At 37.4% G+C, this 16,673-nt stretch carries 11 protein-coding genes; 3 read left to right on the top strand and 8 right to left on the bottom strand.

What is annotated here, in order from left to right; all coding sequences use genetic code 11:
• Positions 1-171 precede the first annotated feature (171 nt).
• Complete coding sequence (locus AC13DP_RS08450) at positions 172-1,299, bottom strand: redoxin domain-containing protein (RefSeq protein ID WP_347406869.1); 1,128 nt, start codon at positions 1,297-1,299, stop codon at positions 172-174.
• Positions 1,300-1,426: 127 nt separating this feature from the next.
• Here AC13DP_RS08450 and AC13DP_RS08445 point away from each other — a divergent pair, with 127 nt between their 5' ends.
• From AC13DP_RS08445 to AC13DP_RS08435, 3 genes are all read left to right on the top strand, one after another.
• Positions 1,427-3,793 carry a GAF domain-containing protein gene (locus AC13DP_RS08445; protein ID WP_347406870.1) on the top strand — a complete coding sequence of 789 codons (2,367 nt, stop codon included), beginning with the start codon at positions 1,427-1,429 and terminating at the stop codon, positions 3,791-3,793.
• A gap of 456 nt (positions 3,794-4,249) precedes the next feature.
• Positions 4,250-5,449, top strand: coding sequence for a proline dehydrogenase family protein (locus tag AC13DP_RS08440; RefSeq protein WP_228252371.1), 1,200 nt, complete (start codon positions 4,250-4,252; stop codon positions 5,447-5,449).
• A 92-nt stretch (positions 5,450-5,541) separates the two neighbouring features.
• Positions 5,542-6,222 carry a M50 family metallopeptidase gene (locus AC13DP_RS08435; protein WP_347406871.1) on the top strand — a complete coding sequence of 227 codons (681 nt, stop codon included), beginning with the start codon at positions 5,542-5,544 and terminating at the stop codon, positions 6,220-6,222.
• 190 nt (positions 6,223-6,412) lie between these two features.
• On the opposite strand, the gene AC13DP_RS08430 is transcribed toward AC13DP_RS08435, so the two are convergent.
• From AC13DP_RS08430 to AC13DP_RS08400, 7 genes are all read right to left on the bottom strand, one after another.
• Positions 6,413-7,651 (bottom strand): aminotransferase class V-fold PLP-dependent enzyme, encoded by a 1,239-nt coding sequence (locus AC13DP_RS08430; protein ID WP_347406872.1) that lies wholly within the window; start codon positions 7,649-7,651, stop codon positions 6,413-6,415.
• A gap of 66 nt (positions 7,652-7,717) precedes the next feature.
• On the bottom strand, positions 7,718-8,647 hold the full coding sequence (locus AC13DP_RS08425) for an RraA family protein (protein ID WP_347406873.1): 930 nt from the start codon (positions 8,645-8,647) through the stop codon (positions 7,718-7,720).
• 10 nt (positions 8,648-8,657) lie between these two features.
• Positions 8,658-9,923 (bottom strand): amidohydrolase/deacetylase family metallohydrolase, encoded by a 1,266-nt coding sequence (locus tag AC13DP_RS08420; RefSeq protein ID WP_483067559.1) that lies wholly within the window; start codon positions 9,921-9,923, stop codon positions 8,658-8,660.
• A complete protein-coding gene (locus tag AC13DP_RS08415) occupies positions 9,923-11,149 on the bottom strand; it encodes an aminotransferase class V-fold PLP-dependent enzyme (RefSeq protein WP_228252376.1) in 1,227 nt (408 codons plus the stop codon). Before AC13DP_RS08415 ends, AC13DP_RS08420 begins: the two co-directional genes overlap by 1 nt.
• A gap of 6 nt (positions 11,150-11,155) precedes the next feature.
• Positions 11,156-11,641, bottom strand: coding sequence for a RidA family protein (locus tag AC13DP_RS08410; protein WP_013071226.1), 486 nt, complete (start codon positions 11,639-11,641; stop codon positions 11,156-11,158).
• A 20-nt stretch (positions 11,642-11,661) separates the two neighbouring features.
• Positions 11,662-13,197 carry a SusD/RagB family nutrient-binding outer membrane lipoprotein gene (locus AC13DP_RS08405; protein WP_483067558.1) on the bottom strand — a complete coding sequence of 512 codons (1,536 nt, stop codon included), beginning with the start codon at positions 13,195-13,197 and terminating at the stop codon, positions 11,662-11,664.
• Positions 13,198-13,208: 11 nt separating this feature from the next.
• Positions 13,209-16,658 (bottom strand): SusC/RagA family TonB-linked outer membrane protein, encoded by a 3,450-nt coding sequence (locus tag AC13DP_RS08400; protein WP_483067557.1) that lies wholly within the window; start codon positions 16,656-16,658, stop codon positions 13,209-13,211.
• Positions 16,659-16,673 lie beyond the last annotated feature (15 nt).

Below are 16,673 nucleotides of genomic sequence, written 5' to 3'. Positions count from 1 at the left end.
AGCCACTAAGAAGTGGTCAATGCCTATCAGGAACTGGGGCATTATCTTAAATCAGTTCCTTACGATCTATGAAAAAAGGGTCAGACTTTAAAAAGTCCAACCCCTGTTATTTTAACTTTACACACTTTGCGGGATAGTGTCTTTGATTTTGATATTTTTTTTCAGGAGTAATTATTTCTTGCCTTCTAAAAGCTCTCCTATTCTTTTATCTAAAGCTTCTTCACCACGTACATCACGATCTACGATTACACCGTTTTCATCCAGAATAAAAGTGGCTGGGATAGCGCGAATTCCGTATTTTTTAGCAATAGGATCATCCCAAAATTTTAGGTTAGACACATGGTTCCAAACAAGACCATCATCTTCAATAGCCTTTAGCCATTTGTTTTTTTCATTTGGCTTATCCAAAGACACGCTAATAATATTTAAACCTTTGTCATGGTATTTATTATATACTTTTACCACGTTTGGATTTTCTTCTCTACAAGGTTTACACCAAGCGGCCCAAAAATCAATAATGGTCACTTTACCCATCGCATTCTCTAAAGAAAGTTCTTCACCTTCAGGTGTTGGTCCACTAAAATCTGGAGCTTCGCTACCAATTTCTGTAGCGCTCATCGATTCTAATTGTTTTCCTAACATGGCACCAAGAGCCGTATTCTTTACTTCTTCATCTAAAGAATCATACGTTTCTTTAAGCTCTTTAACCGATATCCCTTGCATTCTTAAAAGATCTACAAGTGCCATCACTGATACAAATGCATCTTTATTTTCTTTCGCTATTTGTTTTTTGAATAACTTGTCATTATCCATAATTTCGGTTTGCGTATTCTGCAAGGTTTCTAATTTAGTAGAATCCTGACTTTGATACGCGGTTTGCATTTCCATTCTAAGCTTACTCACTTCTTTATTTATGGATTGCATGTTTTCCATATATTCGTTTAAAAGCTCATTCTGTTTCCCTCCTTTTCTCTTAGAGGCCTGTATGCTGTCTTTATATATGGTGAAATCGATATTTTCATTTTCTGTAATGAAAAGAACCATACCGTTAATACCTTCAACTTCAAGATAGCCCAAATTTGGACTTTCTATATCGGCAAAATCGGCTTCAAATTTTCCATTTTCGATAGTGGTAGAGTCGATTCTTTCTGGTCGCTGGTTTAATTCCTTCAATTCAGAAAAATAAACCTTTTTACCATTCTCAATTCCTTCAGCCTTTCCTGAGATTGAAAATCCCTGATCTTTCTCGCATCCGGTTAGTATAACCAATAAACTAGCTATTCCTATTAATTTTCGCATGATTAAATATTAATTTTGTGCAAAAGTAATGAACTGAATGCTGAATGCGGTGTGATTATTGCAAAAGTTTTGTAATTTAAACTCATATACTTTTTTAGAATTATTTACGGCCATTAATTAAGATAAAATGAAAGAGCAGAAGCAGGATTTTCCCCTGGACATAACCATTAGCTTCCATAAAGTAGTCGAGCAATATCAGGATAGATTAAAAGTTGAAGAGAATCCTATTGCCAAAAAGTACATTAAAAGCTTATTGGAATATGTAGATCAATATCCGAAGCTTGTAGAAGGTATCCAGGAAATTAAAGATCTGGAAAAGTACAAAGAACCCATTAAGATTTTACTGGACGATCTTTTTCCAAACGTATTAAGTAATAACGAAATTAAGGCAGTTTCCATTCCCTATCATAACATTCTTTTTAACCATTCCAATCGATTAAAGAATATTATTAAAGCTGCGGGTAAGGATTTTAAACCTAAAATGCGGGAGATCGATAACAATTCGGCATACATTAATGCTTGTATTAATATTCTTAATAATTATTATGATTATAATATCGATTTTTCGCGTCCTCCGTACTATGATATACCAGATGAAAACGGTATAGAAAAACATTACAGGGCAGGTTTAAACGGCGATTTTGTAGAATTATATCCTAAAGATGAAGCCCAGGAAATTACTCAGAAGGATGTGGATGATTTACTACAGGATGTGGAGAATATCGAATTATGGAAAGAAAAATTCCCTCCATGCAGCTGGATGTTCAAAGGTTTTATTATTGTAAACCTTACTGATGTGACTATTGAAGATGCTATATCTGAATTAAAAACAGCTTTGCTTTTTCAGAAAACGGCTCAAAAAGACGAGTTAGACAAGCTACAGCGTATATTCAGGACGATTTATAAGATTCCGGATCTGAGAGTAGGGTTTACTGGATATAATGCAGAGGATAAGACTTTTGAGAAAGTAATGAAGATGAAGGCGAAAAGCTTTATTCTGAATGAAGACCTGCAGAGTGATTGTAAAACAGGAATATGTGAACAGAGTTTTAGTAACCTTATCGAAAAAAATAAAAAATTCAGCATTCCTAATGTGGAGAAGTATGCTAAAGAAAATGACAATCTTTTATCACGAAATTTATTGGCTAATGATGTAAAAAGCTGTATTCTGGCCCCACTGGCTAAAAACGGAAATTTGGTAGGTATTCTTGAACTGGTGGCTAATCGTAAAAATGTTCTTAATCGCATCAATGCGATGAAATTAGATGAAATTCTACCGTATATCATCACCGCATCCGAGCGTAACAAGAATGACTTTGAAAATCGCATAAAAGCAGTAATACAAAGTGAATGTACGTCTATACATCCTAGCGTATTATGGGTTTTTGAACGCGAAGCACGCAAATTTATAAGCGATTATGACAGCGATGGACTGGCATCTTTTAAAGATATCGTATTTAAGGATGTGTATCCGTTATACGGCCAAATAGATATTGTAGCCAGTAGTGATGCCAGGAATGAAGCTATTCAAAAAGATTTGCTCTATCAATTAGATGTTATTCTTGAAATTATCGATAAGGCTTATAATATTGAGGAACTTCCTATTTATGAGCAGGTAAAATTCAGAATTAAGGAATTCAGAATTGATATTGACGAAAGTCTGAATGCCAGCAGTGAGCAAAAGATATTTGGTTTATTGCAACGAGAGGTGAATCCTTTAATGGAGCATTTGGAAAAGCAAAGTGAAGAAATACGAAAAATGGTTGCCGATTATCGCGAAATGCTAAATCCCGAAACCGGTATTATTTATAACCATCGAAAAGATTACGATGATACGGTTCAACAAATTAACCGTACCATGTCCAGATTTTTAGATAAGCGGCAACTCGAAGCGCAGAACATCTACCCGCATTATTTTGAACGTTATAAGACAGATGGGGTAGATCATAATATGTATATAGGCCCGTCGCTCACAAAAAACAAGCCGTTTAATAAAGTTTATCTCTTTAATTTGAGATTGTGGCAAATTAAGACAATGGTAGAAATGGAAAATAAATTCTACCACCTGCAACAGTCTACTCCCATGCATTTGGATGCCGCGTCCTTGATTTTGGTTTATAATACCACGCTTTCTATACGTTATCGAATGGATGAAAAGAAATTTGACGTGGATGGTACGTACAATGCCAGATATGAAATCATTAAGAAGCGTATTGATAAAGCTTTTATTAAAGGTACTGAAGAGCGGATAACGCAAAAAGGTAAAATTGTTATTATCTATTCGCAAAAATCTGATGAGAGGGAATATCTGCGCTATGCGAAATATTTGCAGGCTAAAAGCTATCTGGGTGATGAGCTAGAGCTATTAGAATTAGAAGATGTACAGGGAGTTATTGGTCTTAAAGCGATACGGGTAAATATTCTATATACCTCAGAACATAAAGAACATGAAAAACCTATTACTTATGAAAATCTTATGGAAGAATTACATTAATAGGTTTTAAAAATGAATATAATCAATTTGATTTTTTTGAATATAGTAAATAGACTAAATATATAGCTTTTTTGAAGCTTTAAAAAAATTACCATTTATAATTCATGGGAAAATCACGAGGTTCTTAATTCCAATTTTTAGGAATCTATGTTGATGATATGTTCTATTCTTACTTAAAATTATCTTGTAGTATATTATAGCTATTATATTAAAAAAAGCTTCTAAAGGAGTGGGTTTAAGGCGGACTTTTGAAAGGATGTGAATACCTTTTAAAAACCTCCAGACGTTTTTTACTAGTAGAACTTCTAAATATTATCTAATAAATTTTACTAAAGTGTTAATTTATTATACCACAAAAGCTTAGTTTATGAACACTATCACTGTTTATGAGTTTTACATAAGTTAAGGTTTATTAATCGTTCTTCTAAACCTAAAGTTCTGATGTATTTTTAGGTTATGATAAAAGAGAAAATTTTTAACGATACAGCAACGGCTTTTAGATTAAAATCTGATATGGAAATTAATAGAGCCGTACTGCTTTTTAGTGTAATGGGAACACCATCTTTAATAAAACCGGGAATAGGACTTACAAAATTTGCTTTAAAAGCAAAATTACCGATTACTCCGATTATTAAAAATACCATTTTCGATCAATTTTGTGGAGGGATTACAATTGATGATTGCAAACCGGTTATGGACCAGATGGATGAGGTTAATTTATCCAGTATTTTGGATTATTCTGTAGAAGGGAAAAAAAATGAAGCGGAATTCGATTCGGCCTATAATGTGAAATTAGAGCTTATCGAATTGGCCAGAGAAGAAAGTGAAGTTCCTTTTGCTATTTTTAAACCCACCGCCTTAGGGAGGTTTAAAATCTGGCATAAGGTAAGTTCTCGTGTTAGTTTAAGTGACAAAGAAAAGGAAGAATGGGAGAGAGTGCAGCAAAGGGTAGAAGGTTTATGTGAAAAAGCGCATAAGCTTAAAGTAAGATTATACGCAGATGCTGAGGAATCTTGGATGCAGGAAGCAGCCGATCTTCTGATGGAAAAAATGATGGCTAGATTTAACAAAGAGGAAGCCTTGATTTTTAATACGTTTCAGTGTTACCGTTGGGATCGCCTGGAGTATATAAAAGAATTGCATGCAAAAGCGAAAGAGCAGGGCTTTAAGATTGGTGCGAAGATCGTAAGAGGCGCTTACATGGAAAAAGAAAATAAACGTGCCAGGAAACGAGGTAAAAAGTCACCTATTTGTAAGTCTAAAGAAGCGACCGATGTTAACTTTAATAGTGTGATGGGGTATTGCCTGGACCATTTAGAAGATTTTTCTGTATTTATTGGTACACATAACGAAATAAGTAATTATCTGGCTTTGCAAATATTAGAAGATAAAGGTATAGCTAAGGACGATCAGCGAGTTTGGTTTAGTCAGTTATATGGTATGAGTGATCAGATAAGTTATAATTTGGCAGCAAGAGGTTATAATACTGCCAAGTTAGTGCCATTTGGTCCCGTTAAAGATGTTGTTCCTTATTTATTAAGGAGAGCTGAGGAAAATTCGTCGGTTAAAGGGCAAACCAGTAGAGAGCTTAATTTGTTGAGCAGGGAAAAGGAGCGAAGAAAAAAATCTGAAAATCTTGCCGAGGCTAAGGCCTAATGCTAAATTTTATAGCTGTTTAAACTTCAGTATTTATGAATCCTGATATTCAGTAAATTAAAAGGTCCCTGATCACTTAAAAAGTATTCAAAATGATCGAATTTTGGGATATCCCGAAGTTATTTATTGCATTTTTTGTAATCTTACCGCTGGTATCCCTAATCCATGAGTTGGGACATGTGATTATTGCCAAAATTTTAGGCGCAACAAACGTCAAGATTATTATTGGCTCTGGACGAATTCTTTTAAACACAAGAATTTTCGAAATTAGAAAATACTATTTTTACTATGGGTATTGTTACTTCGAAAATATAGACGATGACAGCCGCTGGAAAAATCTCTTTATCTATTCCGGCGGCATACTGGCCAATATTTTTGTGGCGGTACTCTTGATATATGTAATGTCTGGCGATTTTTTAGATACTACAATTTTTACTTATCAGTTCTTATATTTTTCCATGTATTATGTGTTTTTCGCTTTGCTGCCTATGAGTTATCCTGATGGCAATTATAGCGATGGAAAGATTATTTATCACTTACTGAAAAGAAACCATCAATTATTACAGCAAAAGCGGTTTCAACTGTGGTTTGATACTGATGATAAATGTTGGAAATTATCTGTAGAAAACAGAGATCAAATAGAAGAATTGGATGATTTTGATAAAGCCTACGAAATAGCCTTAGAGCAGGCAAGAACCTCAAGACCCAGTAAGCTTGAAGTCATCAAAGAAAATACAAGTCATTTTGAAATTTTTCCAAGAAGTCCTATTTAAAGAATACCTGAAATATAGATAAAATGAATAAGCTCCCTATCATAGGATAAAGGAGCTTACTCTGCACTAACTAAAAATTAACTCAAAATTGCCGAAGTTCTTTGGCGGAGAACAAAATTGCAAATTCACGTTTCATATTTTGGTGTTTTAAAGATGTTTCTTATGTCACAATTCAGAGAATAGTTTCCTTTTAAATTGAAGATTTCAATGCTTTTTTTATCTGATTAGCGACTAAAGAAACCTGCACAGGTTGAAGTAAAACGACCCCTACATTTATAAATTCCATATTATTTTTGATAGTCTTACTGGTTACAATACTAGGAGTACCAGCCTTTAATTTATCGTATAATTGAGAACCGCTAATCTTGAATTTATCGGTATCCCAGATAACATCAAGGGTGGGGAATACATTTGCAGGACCTTGTGGAATGACTACTTTGGTTTCAACACCTTCCATTTTATCCAGGATGGCACTAATTTTGGCAGTACGATCCATCCATTGCTGCCATTCTTTATCATGATCTTTTTCCAGGTAACTTTTTAAAGCAGCATACATTCCAAAAATTTCTTCTTTGTTTACTTTCATTGGACGACCTATAGGTGCTTCATGCGGACTGTAATTTAACTTCGCAGCTTCGATAAGAGAAGCTTTACCAAAAAGTAGGCCTGCACTTTGGGGGCCCCTAATCATTTTTCCTCCTGAAAAAGTCACCATATCGAAACCCATTTTTTGATATTTGAAGAGGTTTTCTACCGGTGGAACATCAGCAGCAGCATCAATAAATGATGGTACATTATGGTCTTTACAAATAGCCACAAACTTTTCGTGCGAAATATTATTTTTTATGCCATACCAGGACTCCGCAGCATTAAAGAAAAGTGCCATCACCGTATTTTTATTGAAGGCTTTATGCATTTCTTCTTCGTTATCAACTTCGATAATTTTTGCACCTGTAGTGGTTATGGCCTGATCGAATACGTAACGATGATTTTTTTGCATGATCACTTCAGGACGCTTCCCGGGAAGATTAGGTATGAGTTTTCGTTTTTCTGAATCGAAACCTGTGATGGCCGCCGCAGTCCCCAGTACTAGTGCACATGCAGCACCCGATGTTACCATAGCCGCTTCGCAGTTTAGCATTTCCGCAATTTTAAATCCCGCCTTATCCTGTAACTGGTACATATCTGCAAAATCATGAGCGGTAGAATTGATAGCTTCCAATACTTCCGGTAACATAAGCGAACCTGAAAGCCAGGTCATCGTTGCAGAGGCGTTGATTACTTTATCTACTCCTAACTCTTCAAAATAATCAATACTTTTTTTAGCGTATTTGATTTTCCCGAAGGCATCGTATTTATATATGGAACCCGGTATACCAGCAGCCAGTGTCATTATTGGAATACTTTTTAAAATATCTCTTCTTTTCATAATAGCAGGTTATTAGTTTACTCGTTAATCGATATTAAACACTCTGAGGCTTGCCCTTAAGGGAGCTTACCAGGTACGCTTGTTTAAAAAATGGTTTAGTTCTTCCTGTGTCATAGGAACACTATTACCATTATTTTTAATCCATTTAAGAAACCGATCTTTGATAGCTGGTGTCCATTCATTATCAATCTCGCCAGATTCGTAAATTCCTTTAGAGAGCATTTCATGACCAAATTCATCTCTTAAATCAATAAATTCAGCTGTTAGAACTACTTTCTCTACCAAATGCGCCGGAATAAAAATGACACCTTCTTTTTTGGCTAAGACTAAATCCCCGGGCATTACAATGGCCTTCCCAATTTTTATTGGAGTATTTAATCCTGCCAGCATCACATTTTTTAAGTAGGTAGGGTTCCAATTTTTAACAAATGCATTAAAACCTTCGATTTTGGATAGACCTTCTAAATCTCTTGAAGATCCATAAAATACAACTCCTCTTTTTGTTTTAGAATAAATGGCATTTCCCAGATTATCACCTATCAAAGTCCCTTGTAGTGTCTTCCCAAAAGCATCGGCAACATAAATATCACCTTCGGTTAATTTAGCGATAGGCCAGGAGTTTGTGTTTCCTTTAAACCCATGTTCATGTCCTCGGGTTTTTATTTGCTTCTCAATATCCGGGCGACTAGGCAAAAACATTGCTGTTACTGCTCTACCAACCACCGGCTGGTCATTAATGCTTTTCCATTCCCCTTCGTATTGCGAAGCATATCCCTCATTATCCAGAATCTGCCAGGCTACGTCTATAGAAATGCCCTTTGCACGTTCGATAAGATCTGCCGGGATTTTAGGACGTCCATCGTCAAAACGTTCCCCTTTCCACGTATCGGTGAGGTATATAAGCTCTTCTTTGGCAATTTGCTGAGCATGTACTACATGTAAGCCTATAAAGCAGAAAATGATAAGGATATAAGACTCAGGTTTTCTAATTTTCATAAGGCGTTTTTTAAAGGTTACTATCCCATTCTGGGCTGGCCAGCCCGTTTAGGTCGTAAACGATTTTACCAGCACGAACCGTCATTTCACATTGCAGCTTTTTAGCGCCCATCATCTTTTTTCCGCTGCTATCGATAAATCCAAATTCGCCATCCAGTAATGATAAAACCGCGATATCGGCTATACTACCTTCAGATAGGTTTCCTAGTTCTTCATGATGAATGACCTGGGCCGGTTTCCAGGTAGAGGCGTTAATTACCTGTTCCAGTGACATATTCAGGTTTAGAAATTTAGACATCACATTAAGCATGTCTTTCATTCCGCCGTTCATACTCTCCGCATGCAAATCGGTACTAATGGTATCTGGAAAGAAATCTTCGTCTATAGCTGGTATTGCCTGTGCAAATGCAAAACTACCACCGCCATGACCTACATCGAAAATGATTCCTTTTTCACGGCCTTTAGTAGCATAGTTGTACAATTTACCCGTAGTAGGATCAAGAATCGTCATTCTTACGCTAGAGAGATTAGCATACATATGAGTGAAAATATCTCCCGGACGAAGCTCCTCCATGAACAAACGAGTTAAAGAGAGGGGAGGTTGATGCCCGCCAAAATCGATCATTACCGGAACATCAGCAATCTCCCCGGCTTCCACGGCTCTTTGTATAGGCGTCCATTCGGCTCCCGAATAATGCGCGACTTTAATTCCAACTAGTTCAGGATGTTGCTGGATGGTTAAGGCAGTCATTTTGGCATTCATATCCTGTAAATCCTGTTCCCAAACACCACCACGCATGCCTTCTCCAACAATATTAAGAAATGATAACACTCTGGTTTCAGAATGATCAATCACGTTATTCTTAAAGGTCTCAAAGTTTTTCCATCCGGGGCTTCCGGCATCAACAACGGTAGTCACTCCGTTTCTAAAGGTAAATCCATCGGGGGGGAGTGCTAAAAACCCGTCAGAGAGGTAATGATTTTCTTTGGTTCCGTAGAAATTATGGGTGTGAAGGTCAATAATTCCCGGACTTACATAATAGCCTTTTAAGTCTACAGTTTTCTTAGCTGAACTGGTATTGATATTCGTTTTTACCGCAACAATCGTATCATTTTTGATAGCGATATCCAGCGTTTTACGCTCAATTTTATTCTTAGGATCGATTACAGTTCCGCCCTTTAATAACAGGTCGTATTCTTGCGAAAAGACATGAGGGGATCCGCACAGTAGTGTGATAATAACTACCGTGTACTTAAAAAAATATGTTTTAAACATTAGGTGATTTTTTGCGTTAGAATTTCATTCAGTCTTGAGGCAACGACTCTTTCCTGCCCAGGTTTAAGCATCCAGGTGGTAATACTCACAGTGTTCTTTCCGCCACCGGCAATTTCTATAGAGGGATGACCATTTCTCATCGCTTCTTTTAACTGGTCGCCGGAGATCTTAATTTTTGAAGTATCCCAGTTGAGGTGGAGCGTCGGGACAACATTTGCCAGTTCTGGTACTTTAATTTCGGTGGTCATACCTTCAAAATCTTTCACTGCATTTTGAACCAGGTTTATCTGGCCTTCCCAAAGATTCCAATCGGCTTCATGATCTCTTGAAAGAAAGTCTTCAACTGCGGCAAGCATACCTACAATTTCTTCTTTATTTACCTTCATCCCGCGACCAATAGTATCTCCAAATGGCGGTGCATTTAGCCGGGCGGCATCAATATATTTTTTCTTACCCATTAAAATACCGGCACTTTGCGGCCCTCTAAGCCCTTTGCCACCAGAGAAACAAACCATATCGAATCCCATTTGCTGAAATCTGAAAAGATTTTCTACGGGAGGGACATCGGCGGCACAATCGATCATAGTGGGCACTCCATTTTTTTGGCAAATATCTAATACCTCCTGCCACTGGATCTCGCCTTCGTAATTAAGAAAATTAACAAAGTAATACATGGCTGTATTTTTAGTGATCGCTTTTTCCAACTCCTTTGCAGTATCTACATACACTACTTTAACGCCACAATTTTCTATAGCCTGGGCATATTCGATGGCATGTTTACGTTGCATGATCACTTCGGTTTTCATGCCGGTACCTTCAAGATGGGGTAGCATTCCTGCTTTTTCAGCATCCATACCGGTTAAAGTTCCAGCTGTTCCCAATGTTATTGCGGCGGCTGCACCAGATGTTACTGTTGCAGCCTCACATTTTAATAATTCAGCAAGTCGAGCGCCTACTTTATCTTGTAATTCATGATAATTTACAAAATCATAAGAGGTCGCCATATAAGCGTCCTTTACCTCTTCACGCATTAAAGAACCCGTCATAAACGTATAGGTTCCGGCAGCATTGATAAAAGTCCTTACGCCAAGTTCTTTAAAATAATCTCTCTTTGCCGCTTTAGTAGGTTTTGAAGCAGCATTCTTTTTAACAAAGAAATCCGGCTTTAAAACTCCTGCCAGTGGCAGCAGAGAAAGTGATTTTATTAAATTTCTTCTGGATGTCATAATTTTTTATTTTAATGCTGCTATACAGTCGATTTCTACCAGAGAATTCCCCGGTACACCTCCGTAAACAGCTACCGTAGTGCGCACAGGAGGGTTTTTACCAAACTTTCCAAGGTACACTTCATTCATGGCTTTGTAGTCGTTAAGGTCGTTGAGGTATACATTTACCTTAAGCACTTTTTCCATGGAAGAACCTGCTTTTTCAAGCTCTTTTTTCAATTCCTCTAAAACATGTTTGGTATGATCTTTAATATCTCCCTCAAAATGAGCTCCTTTTCCTGCGATATAAACAAGACCATTATGAACTACAGAACTAGAGAATAATGGCACCTCCTGATCTGAGTCTTCATCAGTATTTCTAATAATGTTGTTTGAAGACTGGTCTTCGGATAAATTTTTGGTATTTAAATTTTTACCAAAGGCGGCTAATCCTGTTAATCCAAAAACTGATGCAGCTATTTTTCTGATTGCGCTTCTACGTTGATTTTTCATAAATATTATTTATTTAGTGTTTATTGTTCTACGTCCCACCATACTCTGGTTGTAAACAGGTCTAATCCCTGTTGACTAACTGCCGCCTCATAATTTTCAGTGTTTACACTAATTTCACTAGGCGGATAAGTAAGTCTTCTTGGTATCGTCCCACCGGTAAGGTTTCCGGTTACATTTACCGGTGTTAACTCAGGGTAACCTGTTCTTCTCCAATTAGAGTATACTTCAATCTCATCAGGAAAAACAGAAACCCAAAATTGAGTATGAATTGTTTCCATTTGTTCTTCAAGGCTTCCGGTTAAACTTTGGGAAGCGATATAGGTGTTGATCTCTTCTTCTGAAACGGCAGCCTCATTTCCATATAAGCCTTCCAGGCTGTTCATCGCATCTCTAATACCTTCCAGATAATAAGATTGGGCATCTCCATATGTCCATCCTCTTGCTGAAGCCTCAGCCAGGAGCAGGTTCATTTCAGCACTTCCCAGTACCATTAAATAAGAGTTAAGCGATAAAAGGGTGTTAAGATTAGGCTCTGAAAGTCCTGGAAAGTTTTCTGGACGGTTTACAAGGCCGTTAGGCATTCCCTGTTGTAACTCCGGATCAGTTTTTTGGGAGCCATTAATCCATACGGCAGCAAAGGAACTTAGCCTTGGATCATTATTTTCTTTCAGGTAGCTGATAAAGGTATCAGCAAATTTACCACCTTCGGTGTTACTGCTTCCCTGGTTAGATTCGCTATAGTTGTTGTTCCTTAATTGAAAAGCAATAGGATTTGAATTGATCACCTGCCCACCAGGATAATCGATAATGGCATTATTTGAAGGTTCTGCTATTATGCCGGCTGATATGGCTTTTTGTGCCCACTCTTCGGCAAGGGTAGGATTCACTTTGGTTAAACGCATCGCTAATCGTAGCATTAAAGAATTCGCAAATCTGCTCCACTGGTCTACATTGCCGTTATAAATTAAATCCCCGTTACCAAAACTTGGTTGGTTAGCATCTAAAGAACCAGAAGCACTTTGTAGTGTATTAAGCATATCCATGTAAATGGCTTCTTGAGTATCGTACACCGGGCTGTAGTTTGCTTCGCTGAATGCTGTAGTAGCTTCGGTATAAGGCACCATACCGTATAAATCGGTAAGACGATGATAGGTATATACTTTCCAGATTTGGGCTATGGCGTTTTGATTGGAAAGTCCCTCGGCTCCTTCAGTAGCATAAATGATTTTATCTATTTCATTTATGGCGTCCAGATAAGCCCCGTTAAAAAAAGCGTACGGATAACTTCCTGAAATGTACAGGTATTTATCACCTAATCCCGGCACCTCAAGATAGGTTGCGAAATGCTGAACAAATCCTCCTGCACCAAATTCGTAAACTGTTCCTGTACTATTATTTAAAGCATCGTAAATAGCTTTAGTGAACATATACTCAGGATCTACCTGATTAGAGGCATCCGGATTGGTGTTTTCCTCTTCAAAACCGTCATCGCAGCTTATGAATAAAGTAGAAACTATTACGAATAAGTATGTTAATTTAGTATATATAGTTTTCATAACGTTTTCGATTAAAATTTAAACTTAAGATTCAATCCATAACTTCTTGTTCTTGGAAGCGCGAAGGATTCGAATCCCTGAGCATTACTGTTGGTATAAGCAGATTCCGGATCGAAGTTATCGGTCTTGCTATACAGCACAAACAAGTTCCTGGCGATAAAAGACAGGGAAGCCGATTGTAATTTGAAAAGGCTAATGTTCTCTACCGGAATATTATAACTTAAAACGACCTGTCTTAATTTTACAAAACTACCATCGTAAATAAAGTGATCTGAGTAGTTTTTAAGGTTTTGATAGTAGGATCTGATATCTGTGGATGGGATAGTATTGGTATAGGGATCGCCGTTTTGGTCTACCCCTTCTAGTACAAGTCCGTTTTCCCTACCTTCCAAAGTCCGTTTGGATAATCCAAACCTGGTTGCATATACGTTAAGTACAGAGAAAATATCATTACCAAATTTACCATCTAAAAGAACATCTAAAGCAAAGTTTTTATATTTAAAACGATTGCTTAATCCCATCGATAAAGGAGCAACCGAGTTTCCGATCTTTTTTAGTTCACTTCGCATGGGGAAACCGGAATTCGAATCGAATACAATATTACCTTCATCGTCTCTAAGCATAGAATATCCTTTGATCACTCCAAAAGCTTGTCCTACTTCATGATGAATTTCAGCCCAGTTCCCCACAGAATTCGCTACGGAAATGGTATTTAGGCCTTCTGCTAACTGCTTTACTTCATTTTTGTTATAGGCCATGTTATAATTTATATCCCAGCTGAAATTATCATTCTTTACCGGCGTGCCGTTTACAGCAACTTCAATTCCCTGGTTTTCTACTTCTCCCACATTAAAGTAGGTATACTCGTAACCTGTAGTAACCGGGATCTGAGCATTTACGATATCATCTGTGGTTGTTTTGTCGTAAACTGCTACATCAAAACCTAAACGGTTATTGAATAATCTTGCTTCTAACCCAATTTCAAAAGTGGTAGAGGTATAGGGTCTAAGATTTGCATTTGCTAAGAGTCGTTGCCCGCCAACCTGAGTAACCTGTTGTAGCGGTTCCCCGCTACTGGGGATCATAGTGTAACTTTCGTTAAGGGTATAAGGATCGGGTAGACCTCCACCAACCTGTGCCCAGGAAGATCTTATCTTACCATAGCTAAACCAGTCTGGTTTATTGATAACTTCAGAGAAAACAAAACCGGCACCTACAGAAGGATATAAAATACTATTATCACTATCAGCTCCGTTCGAAGCAGTTAATGTAGAAAACCAGTCTTCTCTCGCGGTGGCATTCAGGTATAGATAGTTTTTATAACTAAGGTCCAGAGAACCGAATATGGAGTTTGTGGTAAGGTGTTGATTACTAGGAATCGTTGTGCTGGTTTGAAGATTGGTAAAACTATAAAAGAAAGGAATTATAAATTGCCTACCATCATAGTTGGTCTGCTCGTTTTGATATTTTCTGATATTTCCCCCGGCCATCACACCAAGATTGATATCTTCTGTAAGATCTTCATTATAATTAACGGTAAGCATACTATTGGTTTCGCTTACGGTTAAATCGAAACCATGATATTCTCCTGCCGCATTATTGGTATACAATGTTCCTGTAGGAAGAATGGCGGTAAAATCGAAACTGGTATAGTCCCTGCTTACCGATCCTCTCACACTAAGATTATCCAGTAAGCGATAATTTAAAGAAACCTGTCCTAAATATCGATCTCTAATACCTTCATTTTTAAATTTATTGGCTACAAAATAAGGGTTAGAAGCATAAGGGGTTTCATTCCATTCTATCTCGTAACCATTTTCATCATAGCCTGGATCCAACCATCGTACATCTACAGTATTTGCCAGCATATTCACCCAGTTAGGGTTACCGGTGGCATCCCCGGCGCTGGATCTGTTATAAGATTTGGAGCGATTAAATTGTACCAGTCCTTCAATATCCAGTCTTTCCCCGATGGTAGAATTAAGGTTTAAACTAAAAATACGCCGGTTAAAGCTATTATTGGGGACCACACCTTTGGTATCGGTATCTGAAATAGAGAATCTATAACTTGTTTTTTCTGACCCGCCGCTTAACGCAATGGTATTGATAAAAGTGGTACCGTTTTCGTAGAAATGGTCAATATTATTTTTTTGCGCCACATAAGGTCTTTCTATCCCATCGAAAGCAACAAACGGTTGCCCGTCAATGCGTTCTCCCCAGTTTCTACGTCCCCAGGTAATGGCATTAGACTGGTTTAAGGGACGTTGCCCGCCATTTCCCTGGCCGTACTCATATTGCCAGTCGGTAAAATCCATTGGAGAATCGACGGTGAAACTCGAATTAAATTCTATACCAATTCCGCTATTAAAACTTCCTTTTTTAGTGGTAATAATAATGGCGCCGTTCGAGGCTCTGGAACCATAAAGAGCTGCTGCGGTTGCTCCTTTAAGTACACTTATAGTTTCTATATCATCCGGGTTGATTCCTCCGGTACCATCTCCATGGTCTATATTAAAACCTCCGGCACTTGTAGAGGCGCTGCCTCCTAAAGTGGTATTATCCATGGGCATTCCATTAATTACATAAAGCGGCTGGTTGTCTCCCGATAATGAAGTATTTCCCCTAATAGTCACTCTACTGGAACCACCTGCTCCGGTTGTAAGATTAGAAACGCTTACTCCCGCAATTTTACCAGAAAGTGCATCAGCTAAGTTTACTTCTTTAGCCTGAGTAAAGCCATCCCCGTCTACTTCGGTTACGGCATAGGTAAGAGCTCTTTCTTCTTTTTTAATTCCCAGAGCGATAACCACAACATTTTCTAATTGCTCGGTATCATTTTGCAAGGTTGCATTTATAGTCGTTTGGCCATTTACCGTGATTTCCTGTTTTTTAAAACCTATTCCAGAAAATACTAATATGGCATTTTCACCCACTTCAATTTCGTAGACGCCATCAAAATTCGTAGAACTACCATTGTTGGTTCCTTTTTCTACTACATTAATTCCCGGTAGTGGCATTCCCTGGTCATCTACAATAGTACCTTTTACCAGCTGCTGGTAATTTGTGGTTTTTGCAGTTCTTCGAGGGATCTTTTTAACTGAAGGTTTTTTCTTTAAAATGATCTGGTTGTCGAAGATTTGGTAAGAAATACTATCATTTTTAAAGATAAGTTGTAGTACATTCTCAATCTTTTCTTTAGTAACATTCAAAGAAACAGGTCTTAACAGATCTATCTCATTGACTTTATAAACAAAGTTATAATCTGACGTTTTTTCAATAAAACTTAATACTTTTTCCAGTCGTTGATTTTCAACTTTTACAGAAATTTTATCGCCCTGAGAGTAAGACACACGGGCCTGTATCGTAAAGAGAGAAGTAAAAAGAAAAAGAAGACTCAGTTTCATTTTTAAGTTGCTGGTTAGTCGCTGAAAATATCTTTCATGCTTCAGAAGTTTTTTCATATTTTTGAAGTGTGT

The organism is Zunongwangia sp. L-65 (genome assembly GCF_056859415.1).
The sequence above is the reverse complement of the archived record's forward strand: the minus strand, read 5'-3'. Positions and strand labels throughout refer to the sequence as shown.

Excerpts from the sequence above, each read along its gene's own strand:
- AC13DP_RS08420 (WP_483067559.1), bottom strand. The coding sequence starts at position 9,923 with ATGTTTAAAACATATTTTTTTAAGTACACGGTAGTTATTATCACACTA.
- AC13DP_RS08410 (WP_013071226.1), bottom strand. The coding sequence starts at position 11,641 with ATGAAAAATCAACGTAGAAGCGCAATCAGAAAAATAGCTGCATCAGTT.
- AC13DP_RS08440 (WP_228252371.1), top strand. The coding sequence starts at position 4,250 with ATGATAAAAGAGAAAATTTTTAACGATACAGCAACGGCTTTTAGATTA.
- AC13DP_RS08430 (WP_347406872.1), bottom strand. The coding sequence starts at position 7,651 with ATGAAAAGAAGAGATATTTTAAAAAGTATTCCAATAATGACACTGGCT.
- AC13DP_RS08400 (WP_483067557.1), bottom strand. The coding sequence starts at position 16,658 with ATGAAAAAACTTCTGAAGCATGAAAGATATTTTCAGCGACTAACCAGC.
- AC13DP_RS08435 (WP_347406871.1), top strand. The coding sequence starts at position 5,542 with ATGATCGAATTTTGGGATATCCCGAAGTTATTTATTGCATTTTTTGTA.
- AC13DP_RS08405 (WP_483067558.1), bottom strand. The coding sequence starts at position 13,197 with ATGAAAACTATATATACTAAATTAACATACTTATTCGTAATAGTTTCT.
- AC13DP_RS08450 (WP_347406869.1), bottom strand. The coding sequence starts at position 1,299 with ATGCGAAAATTAATAGGAATAGCTAGTTTATTGGTTATACTAACCGGA.
- AC13DP_RS08425 (WP_347406873.1), bottom strand. The coding sequence starts at position 8,647 with ATGAAAATTAGAAAACCTGAGTCTTATATCCTTATCATTTTCTGCTTT.
- AC13DP_RS08445 (WP_347406870.1), top strand. The coding sequence starts at position 1,427 with ATGAAAGAGCAGAAGCAGGATTTTCCCCTGGACATAACCATTAGCTTC.
- AC13DP_RS08415 (WP_228252376.1), bottom strand. The coding sequence starts at position 11,149 with ATGACATCCAGAAGAAATTTAATAAAATCACTTTCTCTGCTGCCACTG.